Raw genomic sequence first — 21,848 nt, forward strand, 5'->3', positions numbered from 1 at the left:
CTTCGCGAAGTGGTGCAATCATTGCTGCAAGAGCACATTGTCTACGTCACTGACTGGAGCAATGCGCGCAACGTTCCGGTGGCCGATGGCGCATTTCATTTGGACGATTATGTGGTTCACGCTCAGCGCTTTATCCATCAGATCGGCGTGTCACCGCTGCATGTGCTTGCCGTCTGCCAGGCCACGGTGCCGGCTTTGGGCGCCATTGCACTGTTGGCAAGCCGCGATGAGACGACCCCCAAGCAGTCTGACGCTCATCGGCGGTCCGATCGACGCACGTCGCAGCCCCACCGCAATTGGGCGCCTCGCCTCGAGCCACTCTATCCAGTGGTTTCGACGCAATCTGGTTCACCCAGTGCCGCATCCCTATGCAGGTGCTGGACGTCAGGTTTGTCCGAGTTTTGTGCAACTCTCCGGTCTTGCCGCTGCGCAGTCCTCACCGCTGTGGGGCCTATGTGAGGGGTACTGGGCGAATCTTGCTCGTGGCGATGCCGAGCGTACCAACGTACATTGGCAAGCATTGCTGGACTACAGCGCGGTGCTCGACATGGCCGCTGAGTTCTATCTCGACACGATCCGGACCGTGTTTCAGGAGTTTCAGATCGCCTTTGGCGCCTGGCACGTGCGAGGCCAGGCCGTGCGCCCCCAGGACATCCGTTCCACAGCGTTGCTCACCATCGAAGGCGAGCGCGACGACATATCCGGCCGCGGGCAGACCCACGCCGCGCATGACCTGTGCCGAGGCCTATCCTCGCGCGACAAGCGACTCGTCACGATTGACGACTGCACTCACTACGACTTGTTCCGTGGACCTGTCTGGCGTAATGAAGTCTTCCCCAGGATTTCCGCTATGCTACGAGACGACAGGTAGGCAGCGTGCTCTAGTGGCCGGCGCTCGTCCAGCGCCAGCCCGGCACATGCATCGGCTGCTCATCCTCATCGAGTAGTAACAGTACGTGCAAACCTGGTGTGCCGGGTGGGATTCGAACCCACGGTGGGATATCTCCGGCGGATTATGAGTCCGCTGCCTGCAACCAACACGGCGTCCGGCCCTGTAACGACGCGCGAGATTCTACCCTGATGTTCGCACAACATGCCATTTCCGCTTCTCGCGTGTTGGCGGTGAACGTGCATTCCGTTCAAATACAGAACAATCAAAGCATCCCGTGCGCCGGCTTCGGCCGGAGAGGCATCGAAATAGAATTGTGTGCCAGATTCAAACCGCGCCTGTCGTTGATCGATGCAGGCACCCTCGCTACGATAGGCGGGGATGGCCTGCTGCCTCTGCCTTGTGCGGCATCAGCGGATCTTGTCAAAGCCAGCAGCCGCCCACCGGGCGGCGCTGTCGCGCGTCAGGCGAAAGTCGGGCTGTACCTTGACGGTCGCGATCACATCGCCGAAGGCATCCACCGCCGTCAGCGTACCGAACGGCTCGAAATCATCTGGCGTCACGACGAGCTTGACGGTCACGGTTCCGGATTCGGTCTCGAAGCTGGTCTGCTTGTTGAGCTGGGCGTGCAGTTGCTGCTCATGCCGCCGGATGACTTCCGCGGCAGTCTTGACCAGTGTCTGGTGGGCCGTAGCGTCGAGCGGCTTCGGATCGACCTTGTTTCGACCCATGGTCCAGGGACCGACAAGCGCCGGCTCGGCGCTGCCATCTCGGAACATCTCAACGGCCCAGCCGTCGCCATCCTCGTTCTTGATAACCCGGGCAGTCCAGCCCTTGTCTCGCCAAAGCCGGGGCTCGTGGATTGCAGAGGCCTCGTGCTCCAAAAGAGAGTCGTCGCTGTGGTGCATAAATTTCGTCGCACTGGTCGAGGAGGCAATATTCCATGCCTCATCCACCATGACCCAGGCGGAAAAAACGGTTGATCGATGCCGGCTCCGAATTGCTGAGCTAAGGGCTCGATGCACGGTTCTGCCGAGGAGGCTGGGCGCAAGCTGTGCGCCCAGCTTCGGTCATCGACCGGTCGGCGATGTGCCGTACCGGCCGAGGCCAAGATCACACCGAAACTTCGGGTGTCGCCACGGTCGGAACCACTGTCTTTGCGGGAGTCCGCTTCTTCGTCACGGCTTTCACTGCGGCCTTCTTCGGCGCAGCTTTTGCAGGGGCTTTGCTACCGGTCACAGCCTTTTTCGGGGCCGCCTTCGTGGCGGTTGCTTTGCCAGTGGCCTTCTTGGCGCCCGCAGTCTTTGCCTTCTTCGCCGCCAGCTTGTCCTTTGCGGCTTGCTTCTCGAAGCGAAGCGCGGACCTTGCGGCTTCCACCGCCTGCGCAACTTCGCGCTTTGCCGCCTCAATGGCCTTCTTGGTGTCGGCGCGCAGCTTCAGCAGGCTCTTTTTCGCTGCCTGAGCCTCACGTGCGAGCACGCTGGCCTTTTTCGTTGGCACGGCCACCTTCTTGGCGGCAGACTTGTTCTTCGAGACTGCACTGACCTTCGTTGCTTTCGTTGCAGCGACCATTATGGATTACCCGTTGGTTGTGAAGCGCGGAGTATAACCGTACGTGTGCCTGCCTAATAGACGTCTATCTCTTCGTTGTCGTGCGACGGACTCGGCCGGCGCAGCCAAGGGCAGCCGAGATGCCCCCCTCTGCCGCGCGTAGCCGCCTGTCTCCGGACGCTCGAGGTCGGCTCCGCTGAGGCAACTGCTATTCGACCTCGTCAGTCGCCTTCAAAGCGTTTCGGCCATTCGGGACACCTCCACTATTTTGTTTTTCGCCGCGACGGTCGCCATCGACATCCCATCTCGTGGGACTGAGGTTTTGGTACCCTTTCACGGAAGGCCGTATTTCTTTTGGCAAACTTCGGCAGTTCGCGGGAGACCGTCTCAAAGTTGAAGGTTGGTCAGCTGGCGGCGAAGCCGGGAGCGAATTTGATCAGGTTGTCCTACAGCAGATGAAAAGACAGTTCACAAGATATGTGCAACGCAGCGGACAGGCATACCCCGGACGGTTGGTCGAGCCGATGATTCGGTCGGTCCAGAGGCAATCGAAGATTCGCCCAGTCCAACCTAGGCGGGAGGGCCTGCTGAGTGATTTCGCAGCCGCTTCCGTTGAAAACCTGCAGCTTCAGCGCCTGCTGCAACAGTACGATTGGAAGGGGCACCTGTGACTGCTCCCGACATTCTTGTGCCACACCTGACGCCCGGCGGGCACCTACTTGCAGTGCCGGAGGACGCCGCGCCAATCTTGGCAGATGAAACGCGACGGCGGCTTGGGAGTTCTTTTGCGCTTGGCGCGGGACATGGCCTGCTGCACCTGGGAACGGCCGAAATCGGCCGCATTTTGCCCCCTGCATGGGCCTGGTGGCGTGATTTTGCGGCGCGCTATGTCACTGCTTTGTGCGCCACGCCCGAAGGCGGCGAGATCGCGGTCGCAACGCCTGCTGCCAAGGATTTCGATGCCATGATTGGCGATGCACCGCCGATGACGGGCGGCGAGTATCTGACGCCAGATGTGCTGGGCACGTTGTGGGGCGAGATCGATGCTGCCTTGTACCAGGAACTGGCGACCGCAAACGTCTCGCTTCAGGATTTCCTCAAGCTGCGTCACCCGGCCTGGAATCTCGTCGGCCGCGTGCATTTCAACCTTGCTGAGAATCGCAAGGACCCGGAGTCACCGTTCGCCTTTCTTGCGACTTACACCTCGCGTCTGTCGGCCCATGGTAAAGCGCAACATCAGCCACTGTCGCAGGCCCTGGCGGAATTCTCGGGGGTCAGGAGCAAGGCGCAGCTCCTGTCATTACTGCTGCCGGTGCAGCGCGCCGCGGAACACTGCGATTGGCTTCGCGAAATGGTGGATACCGGCGAGATATATCATCCGCTGCGCTGGACGCCGCTCGATGCCCATCGCCTGCTCTCGGACCTGTCCAAACTCGAAGCTGCCGGGATTGTCGTACGCATGCCAGGCGTCTGGCAGGCGGGCCGCCCTGCTCGTCCCGTTGTGAAAGCCAGCGTCGGAGCACGGCCGCCCTCGCTCTTGGGCAAAGACGCGTTGCTGGACTTTAGCATGGAGGTTTCGCTCGATGGCGAGTGTCTCAGCGCCACCGAGGTCAGGAATCTGCTCAAAGGCGCCGACGGCTTGCAGCTCATCCGTGGTCGCTGGGTCGAGGTGGACAAGAAAAAGCTCAGTCGCCTCATGAAGCGATTCGAGGCCATGGAAAAGGCGGCGCGAAGCGGTCTGCCTCTTAATGAGGCTCTACGCCTTCTGGCGGGGGTTTCGCTCGACGACAGTGCCGACCCCGCTGACCGCGACTGGTCGCAGCTTGTTGCAGGACCCTGGCTGGCCGACACCCTGCAGGAGTTGCGTCAGCCGGAGGGGTTGGCGCAGATCAGCCCGGGACCGGAACTGAAGGCCACCCTGCGGCCCTACCAACAGGCTGGCGTGCGGTGGTTGTACCTGCTCACCCGGCTCGGTTTGGGCGCTTGCCTGGCGGATGATATGGGCCTGGGCAAGACCATGCAGGTACTCTCGCTTCTCCTCGTGCTGAAGCGAGAAAGTGCCGAGGCGCGGCCCAGTCTGCTGGTCGCCCCTGCATCGCTGCTGGCCAACTGGGCGGCAGAGGCTGAGCGCTTTGCCCCCGGCTTGCGCCTACTGATTGCCCACCCGTCGGTCATGCCGGCGGCCGAATTGCGTGCGCTGGACCCGGCGCGACTTGCGGACATCGATCTCGTCATCACCAGCTTTGGCTCGCTTCTTCGCCAGCCGGTACTGGCGGCCTTCCAATGGCGCGTTGCCATTGTCGACGAAGCACAGGCGATAAAAAATCCGGGCGCCAAGCAAACGCGACAGGTCAAGCAGCTCCAGGCACAATCGCGCATTGCGCTGACCGGCACTCCTGTGGAAAACCGCCTGTCCGATCTGTGGTCCATATTCGATTTCACCCACCCCGGCTTACTGGGATCAGACAAAGTCTTTGCCGACTTTACCAGGCGGCTGGCGAAGGCCGAGCACTTCGGTCCGCTGCGAACGCTCGTGCGGCCCTACATCCTGCGCCGTCTGAAGACCGACAAGCGGATCATCGACGATCTTCCGGACAAGACCGAGCTCAAGGCCTGGTGCCACTTGAGCCCGAGCCAGGCGGCACTGTATCAGCGTGCGGTGAAGGAGTTGGCGGCCGCGCTTGAAGATGCCGAAGGCATCGGTCGCAAGGGGGTCGTGCTGAGCTACCTGATGCGCTTCAAACAGATCTGCAACCATCCGTCGCAGTGGTTGGGCGACGCCGCCTGGAAGGCGGAAGACAGCGGCAAGTTCGCCCGCCTGCGCCAACTGGCCGAAGTCATTGCCGCCAAACAGGAAAAGGTGCTGGTATTCACCCAGTTCCGCGAGACCACTGAGCCGCTGGCGGCTTTTCTTGGTTCGGTCTTTGGCCGCGAAGGTCTGGTGCTTCATGGCGGCACCCCGGTAGCCAAGCGCCGCGAACTGGTGAAGCGATTCCAGGAAGATGAGCTGACCCCCTTCTTTGTGCTCTCACTCAAGGCCGGTGGGGCAGGTCTGAACCTTACCGCCGCGTCGCATGTGATCCATTACGACCGCTGGTGGAACCCGGCCGTGGAAAACCAGGCAACTGATCGTGCATTTCGTATCGGCCAGCGGAGGAACGTCCTGGTGCATAAGTTTATCTGCCGTGGCACGATCGAGGACCGTATCGACCAGTTGATTGAAGCGAAGCAGCAATTGGTGAAGGATGTGTTGGAAGGCGGCGCAGAACTCCTGCTTACCGAGATGAGCAATCGTGAATTGCTCGATCTCGTGAAGCTCGACGTTTATGCCGCGCAAGAAAACTGATCGTCAATAGGAACCGGAATGGGTTATGGGTACGGGGGATGGAAGCCCTATGTCTCAGTCGCCGAGCGCAGAAAAAAGGCTGAACGAGCCGCCGAGAAGGCGAAGAAGGCTGGTTTGGTGCTGTCGCCAATCGCCTCATACCGCGGTGCCATCGCCAAGACCTTCTGGGGCAAGGCCTGGTGCGACAATCTGGAAAGCTACAGCGACTATGCCAGCCGCCTGCCGCGCGGCCGTACCTATGTGCGCAACGGTTCTGTGATTGACCTTCAGATTACGGCAGGCGAAGTCCGCGCGCAGGTAATGGGTTCGAGTCTGTACACGGTCGCTGTGACCGTGACGGCGTGTCCCGCAAGGCAATGGCGAGCGATCGGCGCCGATTGCGCGGGGTCGATCGATTCGATCGTGGAACTCTTGCAGGGCAAGCTCTCGACAGCCGTGATGGAGCGCATCTGCAAACCTCGCAGCGGTCTTTTCCCAGTGCCGGAAGAAATCAGGTTCAGTTGCAGTTGTCCAGACTGGGCGTCAATGTGCAAGCACGTTGCTGCCGTACTTTACGGCGTCGGCGCGCGGTTCGACCAACAGCCGGAATTGCTCTTCGCCCTGCGCCGCGTCGATGCCAATGATCTCGTCAGGCAGGCCGGCGCTGGCCTGCCCAAATCGACAAAACGACCCGCCAGCAGCAAGGTGCTCGACGACGCCATGGTGGCCGATTTGTTTGGCATCGAGATGGCCGACGCTAACCCACCGCCGACGCCTGCTGTCGGACGTAACAAGCCACCGGCAGGTAAGGTGACAGCGAAGAAGGCGACCAAGTCGGCCGTCTCGACAACCCGTAAGCCACCTGCGAATGCGAAGACTGCGGAGGACAATAAGTCGGTAACAAAGAAGTCATCAGTCAAGGCATCCGCAGGGCCACGCAAATCGGCATCTGGCAACGTTGTTGCCGGTAAAGCAGACGTGGCGTCCCCGCCTACAACCCCGAACGAGGCTGCAACAAGGAAGCGCGCCAGTACGCGACCGGTGAAGGGGACGTCCCGCTAAACTCCGATTCCATCTCGCATGGAAGCCGTCGTGATGTTCCGGGAAATTGTCCTGGCTAGAGGATGTGCGGTGTACGCTAGTTCTGCGTCTTGCGGGAAGGCGATCTGCTTTCAGCAGTCGGTGGATGACCATGGCGCTGCGCCTTCGCGCCGCGATGAGCGCTGCAGTACCATCATGCATCGGCCCTTGATGAAGCCGATGTCCGGCTGTCGCCGAATATCGCTGGGCCGTTCAACTCGCAACCTATGGGAGTCCAGACATGGTCGCAGTCAAACACGACGAACTTTCCATGGCATTCGACTTCGTTAGTTGCGCGGCGCCGATGGAGCACAACGCGTATGTCTCACTCGATACGGGCAAAGTCTATTGGACTTCTGATTACAACGACACCTTCGACGAGGAGGTTCCTGACGACCTTGAAACCTCGGACCGCTACCTTGCGATACCGCATAAGAACGAGCTCGGTCTTGGACGAAGTCTCGCCCTCCAATTTGTTGCACAGGAGTTGCCTGAGTGTTGCGACCAGGTGGAAGAATTCTTCCGACGACGAGGCGCTTACGCGCGCTTCAAGGACTTGCTGGAGCGCAAAGGCATTCTCGAGCTCTGGTATTCGTTTGAAGCCGACTCGGCCGAAAGAGCGCTGAGGCAATGGTGTGCCGAAAGCGGGCTGGAGATGCTGGAGTCGTAGCGCCGGATAGTCATGCCGCAATGTCCGGCCGGCCTCTGGCAATTCAGGCACCGCCGACAGACAAATTGCCTGGCCGATCGGCCACATACTGACGCTGGCCCACGGCGACGAGCCTAGCCGTCGCGGGGCCATCGTTACAAGCCAATAGTTTCATGATCAGGAAACTATGAATCAGGCGCTGTCGCCTGCCAGGCCTGCAGTTTCGATCCCCTGCCCTCTGCGGAGCGATATGCAAGAGCCTTCGTAAGGGTTTATACTGACACCCGTCTCCTCCCTTCTCCTAAAGGGATTCATGCCCGCCCGAGCAGCGGGCATTCTTTTGCCTGTGCTCCTGGTCGACTAATCGGAAGTTCTGCGAAGTCAGGACTCTCTGCAACGAGCGCGTGGCCGCTCGTCAACCTCTGCGTCCGACCTGTGCCGGTTCTGCAGACGTTCGTGCATCGTCTCGCAGCGTATCAACATCATTGTCGCGGGCTCCTCGTCTGCGTCGGCAGCCTCGGCGGCGATGCGCAGATATACTTGGCGGGAGATGATGGCGACGATCACGATAACGGCGCCCACACCGAAGGCGCGGGCCACAAACGGAAGGTATCGTGCCATCGACATCGCAACGGGTAGTAACAAGGTGATTTCGTGAAGCCTACATGAAGATGTCGAAGGACGGTCTACGCCGTTGCAGGATTGACACCACCCCCGTTTCGCCTTCACCGGGCGATGGCGTCTTGTGTAACCCATCACTGGGCCTGATGCGCATGCCAAAGACGATCGAGCCCCTATCGAAGGACAGCTACTGGGCCTCACCCCACGCGCCGTTTCCGCTGGACGGCCGAACGGCCATGATGAGGTCTTCCCTGGCGCTCACTGCGTCAGCGACGGCAAATGGGTTACCTTTTATAAGAACGGGGAAGAGGTCTGGGCGTGCAACGCCATGTATGCCGCCGCCCATTTCAACTTTGCTGCCGTAGGGAGTGCCTGCGCGTCGGTGGCCGACTGAGGTACTGACCTTGCCCCGTTTGATGAATCTCTTAGCCGAGGGAATCATGCCGCCAGCTGATGCTGGGCTGCGAACCACGAGGCCGGACGTTGAGCATTGCCTGAACCAAGGTTCCTCCGATCCTCGGACAGGTTACTTGCCATGTCTCGGTGCACTGGGCCGATCGCCAGGAAGCCTAATCCGAGCTTTACCACAATACAAAAAGGCACCCTACGGCTAGTACTGTCGGCAGCAAGGCAATCCATAAATACTTCAAGAGCTTTGCCCTTCTTCCGCGAAGACAGATTGCCCGTTCTGACCTGCGGAATTCGCCCAGGCCGTCGGTGTAAAGCTTCTCCCAACGCATTTCCATTAACAACCTCCCTTATCCACAAGCTCAATCTTAAAGGTAGCGTTTGACTTTGCAATAGCAGAAGGTATGAGGCTGGCCAATCAGCGAGCTAAACCCTACGGCTGATGACGCGTTTCGAGTTCGCGCGTATGCTTTCCTGCGAGGATGGACTCACCGCAATTCAGACATCGTATCGTGGTGAACGGAAAGTCCTTGCCGATGGATTGATTGTTACGGCGTGCAGACATGTGTGGTCTGTTTATCCATCGTGGTGTTGGCAGAGGAAGCACGGGTACCCACCCGAGGAGGCAACATGCATTGGACTACGAAGGTCAATGCGGCAGACTCTGCAACGAGTCCCTCTTGCATGTTGTCTGGAGATCCACCGGATGCGATGCTGTTCCGGGTCGTGGTCAACGGGCGAGGCACCTACTACGGCTTCTTCCCGCACGTCTGCGATGCCATTTCGGATGCGCTGGACCATGGCGCGTTCAGTGTTGCAGTGATAAGAGCCTAGCCGGAGGCGCGGCCCTCCGTTGCACATGCGATAGCCTGTGTATGGGCACTGTAACAGCCGTTCCATGCCTGCTGTGTACCACACTGGCGCGACGCTGGCGGGATCGAAAAGATCCCCTACATAGCGGCCGCGTCTACCGCTGCGCAGCATGTGGTGGGCGATTCGCGGTTGCCGGCGATGCCTTGGCCGCCATCGAGCAAGGGCAATGGGATGCCGCTGATCTGCAATCTGCTGTTAGGCAGCGCATTGCTGCCGGTGCATTGCCACGCATTGAAAGCGACGGGGGCAGATCAATCGTGGTGGCCGTAGGCCGCCAGGCTACCTGATACCTGTCAGCGCTGATTCCCATCTGGAGTGCTTGCATTGATGCAGCTGCAGGGGGCGGGCGAACAGCAGGCAGCCTGAGGCTGAATATACCCCGCACTCTGCTGGGTATGACCGTCAACACCTTTCCACAAGAATTTTCTCGCGTCGCGAGTTTGACCCTCCGCGGCCGTCGCCTTACCCATGCCCGACAATGCGGGCTTTTTTCCCTGGCATCGTCGCGGGGGCTACCGTTGCCGCGGTCCGGGGACCAGCGGCAACTCGTGCCTCCCGGTGAGTGCGCTCCTGTCTCGCTGGCGACTCAAGTCGCCGCACTCCCTCCCCCGCTTGCCATAGCAGACCGGTGATCTACACTTGCGCGCACAAGGTGCAGAGCCAAGCACTGGCAAGGACGGAGAGAGGCATCACCAACGCGCAGTCCGGTACCAACATCCTTGAAGGAACCTTAGTTGTCATCAATCGCCTTTGAGATGGCGCTCGTCCATCTCGCCCCGCCGTTATCGACGTCATGTGCTCTGTGCTCTGGAACCGGCCGTTCGTCACCAGCGAGGCCAAATGCCTGTATCGAGGCGGAGGTTTCGCCGGTGCGCCACGCTGCGGCTGCCCCTTCAATGATGAAGGCCCGCCCACGGTCGGCGATGCCGCAGACCGGTAATGAGACATAGCCCCAATCATGTCTAAACTCCGGTATTGCGTGACGAAAACCGCGAGGACCCCGTCAGACTGCCGCCGGCTCCTGTGTCGCGCTGTATGTAGCGCCTGACCGCGCTAGGCGTTCGACGTCCAATCGTCGTCGCTTGGCGCTAGGCCAATTTGATTGGCCGTCAGATAGGGGCCCAACTCGGGAAAGTCGAACAGCGGAGTTGGGGTACTTGCTGGTACCAGCTGGGCACGGTCATCGAAGATCGCGACGCTGGGCTCGCCCGCCAGGCGCGACTGAAAATACAAGCCATCGATCCGAGGAAATGCCGCATGCAATGCCGAACTCCACAGGTTCGGGCCAAGGTAGTCGGTGACCGAAAACACTCGAGCGTCCATGCCAAGGGCGGTCAGCACACCGGTAAGATCAGCGAGTACGAGAGGCCGGCGATCGGTCAAGGCGAGCCTGCAAACGCATCGGCTGCTCAGTTCATGCTCATCGAGCATTAGCGGCAGACGTTGTCCCTGGAAACGCTCCCGAATGACTGCTTCGGCCATGCACGCGGCAAAGCTGGGAGCTGCATAGAGGACGCCGAACTCGCCGCCTGCCGCATCGAACCGGTAATGGGTTACGCCCGGCGCGCGGCGATTGTAGTAAATAGGGTCCAGATGCGCGCGATGGATCCGCCAGAGCGCTATTTTCTCGAGATCGAGTGTCTTTGTGGCAAGCCGTCGGTCAGCCAAGTCGGCCGGCGGCAGCGGGCAACCCAATTCTTCTGCGCTAAAGGTCATGCGGCGCCCTGCTCGTCGCGGTACCGCGCGTCGACGAGCCGCACAACGGCGTCTATCGGGGCCACTGCGTCGGCGATCCAATCCGCCGGCGTGCGCCCCTCTAGGCTTTCTTGCGGGCGATGCAGAAAGTTATGGATGACCCAACTGCTCGCTCCCGCCGCCACGAACGGTGCAAGCACAGCGGCCAGCCGCTCGGAATCGACGTGGAACTGCCACGACGGATAGCGAAACCCTCGCTCGCGACCCGGCAGCACGAGCGCGTAGAGCCGCCCCCCCTGCCGGTCCTGGTTGATGGCGCGGTCCGAACGACCCGCATAAAGCGCGGCGTCCTTAAGAGACAGGTTTTCCGGCTGCTCCCACTCCCGTGCGGCTGCCAGTCGACCACGTTCACGCGCCGCCTGCAGCGGATCGGTATGTGCAGCCTCGCCCGCATGTGCCACAGGCTCTCCGGCAGCAACAGAACGACGTTCGCGGAAAGGACGATTCGGCTTCGCAAAGATCCGAACGATCCTGCCAAGTGCAGCATCCAATTCGTGCTGGACCTCGACAGACAATGCGACCTCACGCGACGCGTCGTTGACGAGAGCCACAGCGGTCTCAACTAGCTCACTGGGCGTGGCGTGTTGCGACTCACGTGCTGCTGCGGAGGATGTCGCCCGCCGAGCGCGGACCCGGCTAATCGGAATCTGGGATTCGAATCGGACAGGGCCGGCGGCGAAACGCGCGCGAAGAGAAATACGGCGGGGGATGGTCATGAACCCATTTTAGTTCATGAAGTTCATGACGCCAACCGACTCTGCAGCCATGCGTGAGTCGTCCGCCCAATAAGTGCATAAATAAGCACATAATGTATTGGGCCCGCGCGAACATCCAGCAGTAGGCTCTCCTTCCCTGTGTGACTCGGCCAGTGCGCATCCAAGCGGGGACAAACTTTCCTACAGTTCGCGCAGCGCGTAACCTTGCGCGGTCCTACACGATGCCCATTCTCGCGCGCGCCGAGATTCGGAATAGCCAGTTCCGCCAACTGCCTGCGACAAGGCAACGTTATCGTGCGCTATCGCCCCTCCCAGCGATGCCAGCGCTTCATGTGCAAACCGGTCCGACGCGCCGCGGGTCATTGAGATTCGCCGAGATAGCGGAAGCGCAACGGCGGTAGCCGGCAGTCAGGAAAAGACAGTGAACGACCTGCGGATTCAATGTTCACTTCGGGCAGGGATGCTCGCTGTCGGCTGGAACCGCACAACTTTGTCGTTGGGCATCTTCGAAGACGGCCGTACACGATGTTCCATTCTTGAAGCCATGGCCAGAATACCACGGCATTACGTGGGGACGTTTGGGTTCCGCTTCCGCATCGGCACGAAGGTTCAAAGCAAGATCGAACATCGAATGTTCCGATATCGCATTGGGTGAAGCTTCATAGCCAAACCGAACTTCCTGGATGTGGCGGTCCGGGGCGAAGAAGAGCTTATGAATGAAGCGCAGATGCGTCAAAATTTCATACGACTCGTAGAACCGATAGATTCTGGCTTCGGCGCCAAGCTCCTGTAGGCAGGAGCAAGCAGATACAACGCGGCCGCGATTATCGGTGTCAGTATGGGCGGTGACGGGGCTCGAGTCGAACGCGTATGCTTGATCGATGTATTCGGGTAGCGCATAAAGGATATGTTGTGCCAATCCTCCCCCTAGCGAATGCCCCGCTGAGCTAAACCGGATGTCGGTTCCGTCAGTCGGACGACCTGGTCCAACTCTAAAGTATTCAATGACTCTTCGGGCTATGTCTTCTGCCCGGCCATACTGATTTTCTTTCGTGAACCAACGAGTGACCCAATATAGGTTTCCGTAGACCCAATCGTCAGTGCTATCGTTGTCGGTGCCTCTGAAGGCAATGACGACGTCAAGCTTCCCACCAGCCTTTCGGGACCAGACATGGTAGGAGAAGCCGAGGTCGTCCTGACAGAAGCCAGCTGGCGAGATTGCCTCATCGATTTGCCAGCGAGCGCCACCGCGGGTACTCGCTTCAAGTGCGTTTCGTAGCTTTTCTAGCGCCACAGGCGAAAGCTTTTTTTTCTTGGTAGAACAAGACTCAGCTTCTTCGTACGCAAGTGCGGCCATTGCTGCATAGGGCGCAAACCTAGCTGCGCCCGCACGACCGTCCTCCAGCTTCATTCTCACCTGAGAGGAGCGGATACGTGGCACATCCTCACCAAGAACTTTGCCGCCCGGCTCAACGCAATCGTCGACGCTCAAATGTGTGCACCCTACGCACAGAAACAAGCTGCCGAGCTGCATCGCGCTTTTCATCCGCTTGCCAAATCGAAAACGCCAATTGGCCATCTGCAGCTCCAGCAAGCAAAAGCAATTGCCATCGGGAAGTGATCATAACTATCGTGCAAAAAATATCGGTCCTCAACCGCGGCAAGGAGCAAACAGCCTTTTGCCTGTTGAGCGCACAACTCGGCGATGTAGCTTAGCGGCTCTGTACCCTGCGGGAGCTGGATGGACACCCCACTTCGGTTGGGTGTTTACGTGGCAATTTTTGATCCCGGTCAACCTCCGCTTGCTATAGATTGTTAAGACATTTAGAACGACCGGTTCCGCTTAGCAGGACCGGCAATAAGTGCCTTTTTCGTATCAGCAGCTGGCGTAGGCACAAAGCCGCCGCCGTTGCATCCGGGGGAAACAATCTTGCGCCAGTTGCTTGCGCGCATGCGGGGAACGCTTGGTCGCCTTGGGTCGCGGACCATCACGGCGGGCACGGTTCTGCTTGGTGTGCTGACGACGGCCGTCGTCTATGCGTTCTGCACAGATCTGCTGGAGAAGGACGTCCGGCTTCGTTTTGAGAACGATGCGGGCGACGTCGTCCAGCAGATCGATACACGGATCCGGCTCTATACGGATGTGCTGGTCACGATGCAGGCACTTTTTGGTGCCAGCGACCATGTTTCGCGCAGTGAGTTTCGAGATTTTGTCAGTGGCTTGAACCTGCCGCAGCGCTACCCAGGGTTCCAGACCCTCAACTACGCGCCTTATGTGCCGGCGTCCGAGATCGACGCCTTTGTCGCCCGGCAGCGCAGCGATCCGATCCTGCGCGAAGCGGGCGTGACGTTCCACATCCGCCCGCCCGGCCAGCGGCCAGGACACTTCGTACTGACCTACGTCGAGCCACTGGACATTAACGTCGCGTCGATCGGCATCGACATGGGGGCTGAACCTCGCCGTCTCGCGGCGCTGGAGCGAGCGCGCGATACCGGGCAATCAGTGAGCAGCGGCCGTCTGATTTTCAGCGAAGCCAAAAACCCCCATGTAGGCATCGCCCTGCGCCTGCCGGTGTACCGCAAAGTGCCGAACCTGGACTCAGTGGAAGCACGCCGCGCCGCTTATGTTGGTTCGGTCGGTGCAGGCATTCGCGTAGCTGATTTGCTGAAGGACCTGGTCAGCAATGAGAACCTGCGCTGGGTCAGGTTCCGTGTTTACGATGCTGGGGACTTTGCGGCGCCGGCCGCTGCTCCATCAGCTACCAACCTCCTCTATGACAGCCAGACCGGGATGCCAAAGCCTGGCCTTGGCCGCGCCGTCGAGCAGTCTGCTGCCGAGACAGCCGCGGAGGGGCAAGCGGAACCGATCGCTCGCCCGCATGACTTGATCAAGAACGTGGACCGGAACTTCGGCGGACGTCGGTGGGTGATCGCATTCGCTGCCGACCCACGCGCGCTTGGTGGTCCGCAGCGCTACTTGCGGATGCTTGTGATAGTTTCAGGCGGGGTCATCAGCGTGCTCCTAGGCTGGCTGGCCTATGCCTTGTCCAGTTCGCGAGCACGCGCCGTCGCGGTGGCCGACCAAATGACGCACAGCTTGCGCGAGAGCCAGGTAGCGCTCGCCGAGGCGCAGCAGATTGCCCAACTGGGCGACTGGCGCATTGACTTTGGCAAAGGGAGCGCCCATTTTTCGCGGGAAATGGCGCGCTTGCTTGCTTGGCGCGGCCACAAGCCGACCCCGAACACACTCTTCCAGGCGATCGAGACCAGCCATCGTACGGTGCTGCGCGAGAGGATGGAAGCCGCTTTGCTTGACGGACAGCCGTTCGAGTTCGAATGCCCCTATCGTTCACAACGGGGACGGCGGGGTTGGTTGCACCTCATTTGCCACGCGCCTGGCGCTGCGACGAAAGGTACCGCCTTGCGCGGTACCGCACAGGACATCAGCCAGCGTAAGTCAGCCGAGCAAGCTCGCGCTCAGGAGCATCAAATTACCCTGCACCTTGCCACGGCCAACAGTGAAGTCGAAGTACTGGAGGACATCGTTCACACGCTGCTTGAGGGTATGGAGTGGGAGGCTGGGGCGTTTTGGCCAAGCGACAACAACGAGGGGTCGAAGCTGCCTCAGGTGTGCCTGAGCCGCGTTAAGGCGTTCGACCCGTGGCTCGCTGCGCGGCCCGTTCGCCCAACGGCTGCTTCGGCTCTGCAGGCGCCGGAATGGTATGCGGGGCTTCATGACGTTGCGCGGCATTCGCAAGCCGGCTGGCTCGCTACAGGCGGGATCCGTACGGTTTTCGCTTTTCCTCTGAGCAGGGGGCACGTGACACTTGGCGTCGTTGAGCTCTATTCCCGGACCAAGCGCAGCCCCGATGTGCACGCGCTGGCGATGGCCAGTGGCATTGCCAGCCAGACTGGGCACTTCCTACTGAGGCGCCAGGCTGAGGAGAATCTGCGTTTTATTGCCAACCACGATGCCCTCACTGGGCTACCCAATAGGCTGATGTTCAGGGAGGAGTTCGATAAGTCGCTGACACGTGCCCGCGCCGCCGGGCAGTCCCTCCATGTGATTTTTGTCGACCTGGATGAATTCAAGGTCGTTAATGACACGATCGGGCACAACGCCGGTGACACGGTGCTGCGCGAAATAGCCGACCGGCTTCGCGAAGGCTTGCCCGATGTAGAGTTGATCACTCGCTTCGGTGGCGATGAATTTGTCGTGCTGCTGGACCCAAAGGGCGACTCGACGGTTCTCGGCCGGACCATCGCCAACATTCAGGCTGTGATGGCGCCCGGTTTTCTCGTCAATGATTCCGAAATGCGCATGACCGCAAGCATCGGTATCAGTTCATTCCCCCAGGACGGCGACGACTGGCAGACACTGCTCAAGCATGCCGACCTGGCCATGTACGGGGCCAAGCAGCTTGGCAAGAACGGCTATCAGTTCTACTGCAGCGGCATGAGCACCTCGTTGCAGCGGCGTATCGATATGGAATCGCACCTGCACCGCGCGCTCGAGCAGGACGAATTTGTGCTCTATTACCAGCCACGCATAGCGCTCGCAACGGAAAGCTGCACCGCGATCGAAGCACTGATTCGGTGGCGCCACCCCGAGCTTGGTTTAGTCATGCCCGCAGATTTCATTCCCTTCGCTGAGGAAAGCGGCGCGATTGTCGAAATCGGCGCATGGGCATTGCGCGAAGCCTGCCGCCAGAACGCTGCATGGCGCGCCCAGGGGCTACCGCCGGTGCGGGTTTCGGTCAATCTATCGGCGCGTCAGTTTGCCGACAAGTCGCTTCGGCTTACCATCATCGACGCCTTGCGTCAGGCAGGCCTGCCCGGCAACTCACTGGAACTGGAATTGACGGAAAGCATGGTCATGCGCGATGCCGAACAGGCGTCAAACTGGTTGTCGCGACTGAAGCGTACGGGCGTGCGGCTGGCAATCGACGACTTCGGTACCGGTTATTCCTCGCTCGCCTACCTGAGCCGTTTCCCGATCGATACGGTCAAGATCGATCGCAGCTTCGTTCGGTATGTACCGGAAAGCCGCAGCGACACGCAGATCACCAGCGCCGTGATTGGCCTCGGTCACCGGCTCGGCCTAGAAGTCGTCGCCGAAGGTGTTGAGAACGAGGCGCAGCTCGATTTCCTGCGTCGCGAGGGCTGCGACGAAGTACAGGGCTACTACTTCAGCCATCCGTTGCCGCCGGCGAAGATCACTGCCTTCCTCGCCAGCTGCATGGAAAATGGCCCCGCTTTTGAGCGCGGTCAGCAACCGATGCGCGCGTAACTACGTCAGTCAAGCGTGTGTTGTGCAGATTTCAGGCAGTCAAAAATCAGCCAAAAAAAAGAGGGAGCTGAATCATGCAAGACCGTACCGTGCAATCCATGTGGGAAGCCATCGACACGCTCAATTTTTCGAGGATGAAGGCTAAGCTGCTGCATCAGCAGCATCGTGACTGGACGATGGAATCCTTGGAGGAGGCCGAGGGCGGCTACCGTCAGTTTCTGAAGCTGGCCGCGAAGTATCCGGAAACGCCGGCGGTGCCCAGCGAATTGGTCGATGCGTTCTGGCATGCCCATATCCTGGATACCAGGCGCTATGCCGATGACTGCGTCCGCATCTTCGGATACATCCTGCATCACGATCCCTATGTTGGTATTGATGGCCCGGAAGACGAGGCTCGTCTGATGGCAATGGCAGCGACCAGCGATGCGCTGAACATGCGCGAGTTCGGCAGCCCTCTCACCTCCTCGGCTTACTGCGCTCGCGCCGCGACGGACAACGCCGCGTATTGTGCGCGCATGGCCAAGGAGACGAATGCCGCGTACTGCGCGCGCATGGCCGAACGGCAGGATGCCGCCTACTGTGCAAGGCTAGCGGGGACTGACGATCTCGTCTCTCAAGGTCGCGCGCTCGCCCCCCGGCCGGCCTATTGCGCGCTAACATCGCCTCGGACTGTGGCTTGCTGAAGGCTGGTCTATCGTTGGTTGCCCATGCTGGGTCCGCAGTCCTCCATAGGCCGCGGTGGCCGCAGTGGAGATGAAGTGCGGCTGGCATGGGCCCGTGTATGATGACGCACGGGCAACTCCCTGCCGTCTCCCAGATGGCAAGGAACGAAGTTTCACCGTAATCGGCTTTTGACCCAAAGTACTTTAAGCCGGCTTTAAGAACCTTGAATCGCGCCGCAGGAACCTGGCTGTTCCGCAGTCGGCCATTATTTCCATGTGGGAAGAAGTAGCAATGAGGCGAAGCGCCGATCCGGAATCAACGCTCGCCTCCCTAGTTAGTCTCGTGCTCCAGGATCTCGCTTGGCTCAGTTGTGAGGTGACAATACGCGTACACGGTGGCTACGCTATTACCACGAAGCTGCTGAAGGTTGACCCGGCGAACAGAACGTTTGTCTTCGATGGCTGCCGCACCGATGCAGAGCGCGAAGTTTTGCTTGCCTCGGGGCAACTCGATTTCTCCACCATATTGCGAGGCGCAGAGACTGCTTTTTTGGTAGAAGATCCGCAGGTCATTAATTTTCAGGGTAGACAAGCGTTGGCAGCTGCCTTCCCGCTGCGAATCCGCTGTGCTGAACGTCGGCGGCATCCCCGTGCACCTGTGCCGGCTTCTTTGCGGTTTATCTGCGACCTGCCACTTCAGAACGGTGAGCGGTTGAGACTGGAAATTGGGGACGTGTCACAATCCGGCCTCGGTCTGCGAGCGCAAGAAAGCGACATCCGTCGGTTACCAATCGGCACGGTAGTGAGAGGCTGCAAGCTGGAACTTGGTCAGCAGCGCTTGCAAGATCTTACGCTCCAGGTAGCTGGATGCGGCTTGCAGTGGCAGGGTCGAAGTGTGATGCACATACTCGGCTGCGCCTTTGTCTCGCTCCCACTTCATCAGCAGACCGTCTTACAGCGACTGGTCTACCAAATCGAACGCGCACGCCGGGCATGATGTTGAGCGCTGCCTTCGCAAAAGCGGGTCAACCTCACACCGCTTGAAGCTGAATTGCTCGCAAGAGCTTATTCAAATTGCTCATTTAGATCAGTGATCCGGTTCGCCATGGTGTCGGGAAACGCCTGAGGGATCAACGACTCTTCTCGGCAACGCTCCGCCGCAGAGAAACGGTAATGAGCCTTCTGGCAGCTGCCGTTCTCGCCGCCTTTGCAGCACCCGCCTTCGCAAACAACAGCGCCGTCACCACGGTGCAAGCCGGTGACAACAACCTTGCCAGTATCGATCAGTCCGCCTCCGATGGCTCCGCGGTGACGGTGATCCAGACCGGCAGCAACAACACCGCCGGCACCCCGCCGGCACGATCACGCAGACGTCTACCTACAGCGCCATCAACGTCAACCAGCTTGGCGATGGCAACGTGGTGGGCGCCAGCTCGCAGAACGGGTACGCCAATACCGCCAACGTCGGCCAGGTCGGCACCTACGGGCAGAATGCCTCGTTCGTGCAAAACGGCCAGGCCAACCAGACTGCCATCAGCCAGACGTTCGAACTGTCGGGTGGCCAGCAGGCAAGGACCGAACAGTACGGCAACAGCAACACGGCGGCCATCGGCCAGGCGTACGGCCAGTATGAGTTTGCCAATATCATCCAGGCCAGCAGCAACAACACGGCCGCGATCAACCAGCTGGGCAATTACGGCCAGGGCGCGGAGATTGCCCAATCCGTCGGCGACTACAACACCGCCGGGATCGCGCAGACGGGCAACCAGGGCACTACCGCTGGCATCGCGGCGATACCTCGGCCTACCTGGTCAACCCCAGCGGCCCTCCCGTCAGCAACCTCCAGCGCCTTGCACGACCAGAAGTTTTCCTGGCCATCAGCGAGGCAATCCGGCAGGTGCGTCAGGAAGGTATTGCCGTACGCAAGACCGGGTTGCGGCTCGGCAGCGCTGGCGGATCCACCGTTGCGCGCCTCGAAGTGCATCCCGTCCAGACCACCGGCGTTGATGGTCGCTGGTTCCTGGTCTTCTTCGAGAGCACGGAAGTACCCGAGGACGACGTGGCAGCGGGCAGGCGGTCGACAATCAGCACGCTACTGTTGCAGACGTTGAGGCAACGGCTGGGGCGCAAGGCTGCCGCCAATGGGGCCGACGCCAGAGATGAGGAGATCGCACGGCTGAACGCCGAACTGAGCGCGATGCGCGTGCGGATTCGAACCATGCTCGAAGAACATGAAAGCGCGCGCGAAGAGCTTAAGTCCAGCGAAGAAGAGCTGCTCTCGAGCAACGAGGAATTCCAGAGCACCAACGAAGAACTGGAAACGGCCAAGGAGGAACTCCAGTCGCTGAACGAGGAACTGTCGACCACCAACGACGAGTTGCGCTATCGCAATCACGAACTCAAGACCCTGCACGGCGAGGTTGTCCGCGCACGTGACTATGCCGACGCGATCATCGAAACCATGTCCGAGCCGTTGCTCGTGTTGGAAGCCAACCTGCGGGTGACGCGGGCCAATCGCGCCTTCTACCACACCTTTCACACCATCGCCGACGATACCATCGGCACACTCCTTTACGCGCTGGGTAACGGACAGTGGAATATCCCCAGCCTGCGCGAGCTGCTCGAAAAGTTGCTGCCCGAGCGGACTGTCATTCGGGATTTCGAGCTCACGCATGATTTTCCAGACATTGGGACGCGCACAATGCGCGTGAACGCCGCACGCGTCCGCGGGCGCGCGCATGAGCTGATCCTGCTGACCATTGAAGACATTACCCAGTATCAGCTCGCGGTGGACCGACTCGAGACGGCCGATCACCAGAAGGACGAGTTTCTCGCCATGCTGGCCCACGAACTGCGCAATCCGCTGGCGGCAATCGGCAATGGTCTCGAGATCTGGGGGCGTGAGAATGTTGACCCGCAGACACAACAGCGGGCGCGGGCGGCGGCCAGGCGCCAACTGGATCACGAGATCGGCCTGGTTGATGATCTGCTGGATGTATCGCGCATCAGGCACGGCATCATCAAGCTCAATCCAAAGCCCCTCGATCTGGCCGAGATTGTGCAACACGTCGTCGACACCATGCGCGCGGAAATCGACGTGCATCAGCACCAACTGGTACTTTCCTTGCCCGCGTCGTTGGCTCTGGTGATCGAAGGCGATTCCATACGGATCGAGCAGATCGTGGCCAATTTGCTGGGCAACGCCATCAAGTACACGCCACCTCGCGGACGCATTGCAGTCTCGGTCGTACGCGATGGCGACGACGCGGTGCTGACGGTTGCCGACAACGGCATCGGCATGACAGCGGACTTCTTGCCGACCGTCTTTACCATCTTCGTGCAGGGCGACAGCTCGCTGGACCGCAAGTCCGCGGGTCTCGGACTGGGTCTGGCACTGGTGCACCAACTGGTTGAATTGCATCACGGGACTGTGCAGGCTTCGAGCGGCGGTCCGGGCCGGGGCAGCACGTTCGTGGTACGGTTTCCCGCGCTATCGCATGCAATCACGCAACAAGACGCCACCAAGGATGTGGAAGCCGTCCCCCAAGCCGCTCCGAAGCGGATCCTCGTGGTGGACGACAACGCCGATGCAGCCGAGAGCACAGCGATGGTCCTCAGGCTCGACGGGCACGAGGTGAAGATCGCGAGCGATGGTCCGTCCGCCTTGCAAAGCGCGGCGGAATTTCATCCGGAGGTCATACTGCTCGATATCGGGCTGCCGGCCATGGACGGCCACGAAGTCGCCCGGCGACTGCGCGCGATGCCCGACTTTGCCGATACCCTGCTGATCGCGTTGAGCGGATACGCCGGGGAAGAACATCTTGGCCGTGCAAGACAGGCAGGTTTTGACCACCACTTGGTCAAGCCTGCGGCCCTTGCCCAGTTGAATCGGTTGATCGCGTCCAAACATCGACGATGATTCGTCGCCTTAAAGGCGTGTCTTTCGTACGGGGTGTGGCCGCCCCGCTGGCGCGTCATGGCGTATCGTCAGTTTCGGAATCGTCGAATCGGTCTCGGATGGCTCGGTCC

15 protein-coding genes and 1 tRNA gene are annotated in these 21,848 nt (G+C 60.2%); 9 read left to right on the forward strand and 7 right to left on the reverse strand.

Translation table 11 applies throughout. The features are described from left to right. Positions 1-226: 226 nt before the first annotated feature. Positions 227-871 (forward strand): hypothetical protein, encoded by a 645-nt coding sequence (locus tag CTP10_RS41190; RefSeq protein ID WP_334223340.1) that lies wholly within the window; start codon positions 227-229, stop codon positions 869-871. Between the two features lie 94 nt (positions 872-965). Here CTP10_RS41190 and CTP10_RS33405 read toward each other — a convergent pair. The 3 genes from CTP10_RS33405 to CTP10_RS33415 form a co-directional block, all read right to left on the reverse strand. After that, positions 966-1,053 (reverse strand) — tRNA-Ile (locus tag CTP10_RS33405). Between the two features lie 246 nt (positions 1,054-1,299). Then, entirely contained in the window at positions 1,300-1,797 is a 498-nt protein-coding gene (locus CTP10_RS33410; protein WP_116323339.1) for a hypothetical protein, read from the reverse strand. Between the two features lie 205 nt (positions 1,798-2,002). Further along, on the reverse strand, positions 2,003-2,461 hold the full coding sequence (locus CTP10_RS33415) for a fumarate hydratase (protein ID WP_116323326.1): 459 nt from the start codon (positions 2,459-2,461) through the stop codon (positions 2,003-2,005). A gap of 646 nt (positions 2,462-3,107) precedes the next feature. On the opposite strand from CTP10_RS33415, the gene CTP10_RS33420 reads away from it, so the two are divergent. The 4 genes from CTP10_RS33420 (at position 3,108) to CTP10_RS33435 (ending at position 9,357) form a co-directional block, all read left to right on the forward strand. Beyond that, positions 3,108-5,786, forward strand: a complete 2,679-nt coding sequence (locus CTP10_RS33420) for a DEAD/DEAH box helicase (protein ID WP_116323325.1) — start codon at positions 3,108-3,110, stop codon at positions 5,784-5,786. A gap of 18 nt (positions 5,787-5,804) precedes the next feature. Further along, positions 5,805-6,827 carry a hypothetical protein gene (locus CTP10_RS33425; RefSeq protein WP_116323324.1) on the forward strand — a complete coding sequence of 341 codons (1,023 nt, stop codon included), beginning with the start codon at positions 5,805-5,807 and terminating at the stop codon, positions 6,825-6,827. Between the two features lie 259 nt (positions 6,828-7,086). Continuing rightward, the gene (locus tag CTP10_RS33430) at positions 7,087-7,515 is read left to right on the forward strand and encodes a hypothetical protein (RefSeq protein WP_116323323.1); all 429 of its coding nucleotides are present in this window, start codon (positions 7,087-7,089) and stop codon (positions 7,513-7,515) included. Positions 7,516-9,153: 1,638 nt separating this feature from the next. Continuing rightward, entirely contained in the window at positions 9,154-9,357 is a 204-nt protein-coding gene (locus CTP10_RS33435; protein WP_147316320.1) for a hypothetical protein, read from the forward strand. 1,092 nt (positions 9,358-10,449) lie between these two features. Here CTP10_RS33435 and CTP10_RS33440 read toward each other — a convergent pair. The 3 genes from CTP10_RS33440 to CTP10_RS33450 form a co-directional block, all read right to left on the reverse strand. Further along, on the reverse strand, positions 10,450-11,112 hold the full coding sequence (locus CTP10_RS33440; protein WP_116323321.1) for an RES family NAD+ phosphorylase: 663 nt from the start codon (positions 11,110-11,112) through the stop codon (positions 10,450-10,452). Beyond that, complete coding sequence (locus tag CTP10_RS33445) at positions 11,109-11,702, reverse strand: integrase (protein ID WP_116323320.1); 594 nt, start codon at positions 11,700-11,702, stop codon at positions 11,109-11,111. The genes CTP10_RS33440 and CTP10_RS33445 overlap by 4 nt, the downstream gene beginning before the upstream one ends. A 610-nt stretch (positions 11,703-12,312) precedes the next feature. Further along, positions 12,313-13,446, reverse strand: coding sequence for a lipase family protein (locus tag CTP10_RS33450; RefSeq protein ID WP_147316319.1), 1,134 nt, complete (start codon positions 13,444-13,446; stop codon positions 12,313-12,315). Between the two features lie 351 nt (positions 13,447-13,797). On the opposite strand from CTP10_RS33450, the gene CTP10_RS33455 reads away from it, so the two are divergent. The 3 genes from CTP10_RS33455 to CTP10_RS41370 all read left to right on the forward strand — a co-directional run bounded on the left by CTP10_RS33455 (position 13,798) and on the right by CTP10_RS41370 (position 18,816). After that, a complete protein-coding gene (locus tag CTP10_RS33455; protein WP_233528432.1) occupies positions 13,798-17,157 on the forward strand; it encodes a bifunctional diguanylate cyclase/phosphodiesterase in 3,360 nt (1,119 codons plus the stop codon). 74 nt (positions 17,158-17,231) lie between these two features. Next, the gene (locus CTP10_RS33460) at positions 17,232-17,840 is read left to right on the forward strand and encodes a glycine-rich domain-containing protein (RefSeq protein ID WP_116323319.1); all 609 of its coding nucleotides are present in this window, start codon (positions 17,232-17,234) and stop codon (positions 17,838-17,840) included. Positions 17,841-18,111: 271 nt separating this feature from the next. After that, on the forward strand, positions 18,112-18,816 hold the full coding sequence (locus CTP10_RS41370; RefSeq protein WP_442875264.1) for a flagellar brake protein: 705 nt from the start codon (positions 18,112-18,114) through the stop codon (positions 18,814-18,816). 286 nt (positions 18,817-19,102) lie between these two features. Here the strand turns inward: CTP10_RS41370 and CTP10_RS33470 are convergent, their stop codons facing one another. Beyond that, on the reverse strand, positions 19,103-19,540 hold the full coding sequence (locus tag CTP10_RS33470) for a hypothetical protein (RefSeq protein ID WP_116323317.1): 438 nt from the start codon (positions 19,538-19,540) through the stop codon (positions 19,103-19,105). Between the two features lie 176 nt (positions 19,541-19,716). On the opposite strand from CTP10_RS33470, the gene CTP10_RS33475 reads away from it, so the two are divergent. Continuing rightward, complete coding sequence (locus tag CTP10_RS33475; protein ID WP_147316318.1) at positions 19,717-21,738, forward strand: hybrid sensor histidine kinase/response regulator; 2,022 nt, start codon at positions 19,717-19,719, stop codon at positions 21,736-21,738. The last annotated feature ends 110 nt before the right edge of the window (positions 21,739-21,848 follow it).

This window comes from Cupriavidus sp. P-10, from assembly GCF_003402535.2.
Lineage (GTDB): Bacteria > Pseudomonadota > Gammaproteobacteria > Burkholderiales > Burkholderiaceae > Cupriavidus.

Bases quoted from the DNA above. Each gene is read 5' to 3' on its own strand.
- CTP10_RS41190 (WP_334223340.1), top strand. From the start codon at position 227: ATGAGACGACCCCCAAGCAGTCTGACGCTCATCGGCGGTCCGATCGAC.
- CTP10_RS33410 (WP_116323339.1), bottom strand. From the start codon at position 1,797: ATGCACCACAGCGACGACTCTCTTTTGGAGCACGAGGCCTCTGCAATC.
- CTP10_RS33415 (WP_116323326.1), bottom strand. From the start codon at position 2,461: ATGGTCGCTGCAACGAAAGCAACGAAGGTCAGTGCAGTCTCGAAGAAC.
- CTP10_RS33425 (WP_116323324.1), top strand. From the start codon at position 5,805: ATGGGTTATGGGTACGGGGGATGGAAGCCCTATGTCTCAGTCGCCGAG.
- CTP10_RS33430 (WP_116323323.1), top strand. From the start codon at position 7,087: ATGGTCGCAGTCAAACACGACGAACTTTCCATGGCATTCGACTTCGTT.
- CTP10_RS33435 (WP_147316320.1), top strand. From the start codon at position 9,154: ATGCATTGGACTACGAAGGTCAATGCGGCAGACTCTGCAACGAGTCCC.
- CTP10_RS33440 (WP_116323321.1), bottom strand. From the start codon at position 11,112: ATGACCTTTAGCGCAGAAGAATTGGGTTGCCCGCTGCCGCCGGCCGAC.
- CTP10_RS33450 (WP_147316319.1), bottom strand. From the start codon at position 13,446: ATGGCCAATTGGCGTTTTCGATTTGGCAAGCGGATGAAAAGCGCGATG.
- CTP10_RS33460 (WP_116323319.1), top strand. From the start codon at position 17,232: ATGCAAGACCGTACCGTGCAATCCATGTGGGAAGCCATCGACACGCTC.
- CTP10_RS41370 (WP_442875264.1), top strand. From the start codon at position 18,112: ATGAGGCGAAGCGCCGATCCGGAATCAACGCTCGCCTCCCTAGTTAGT.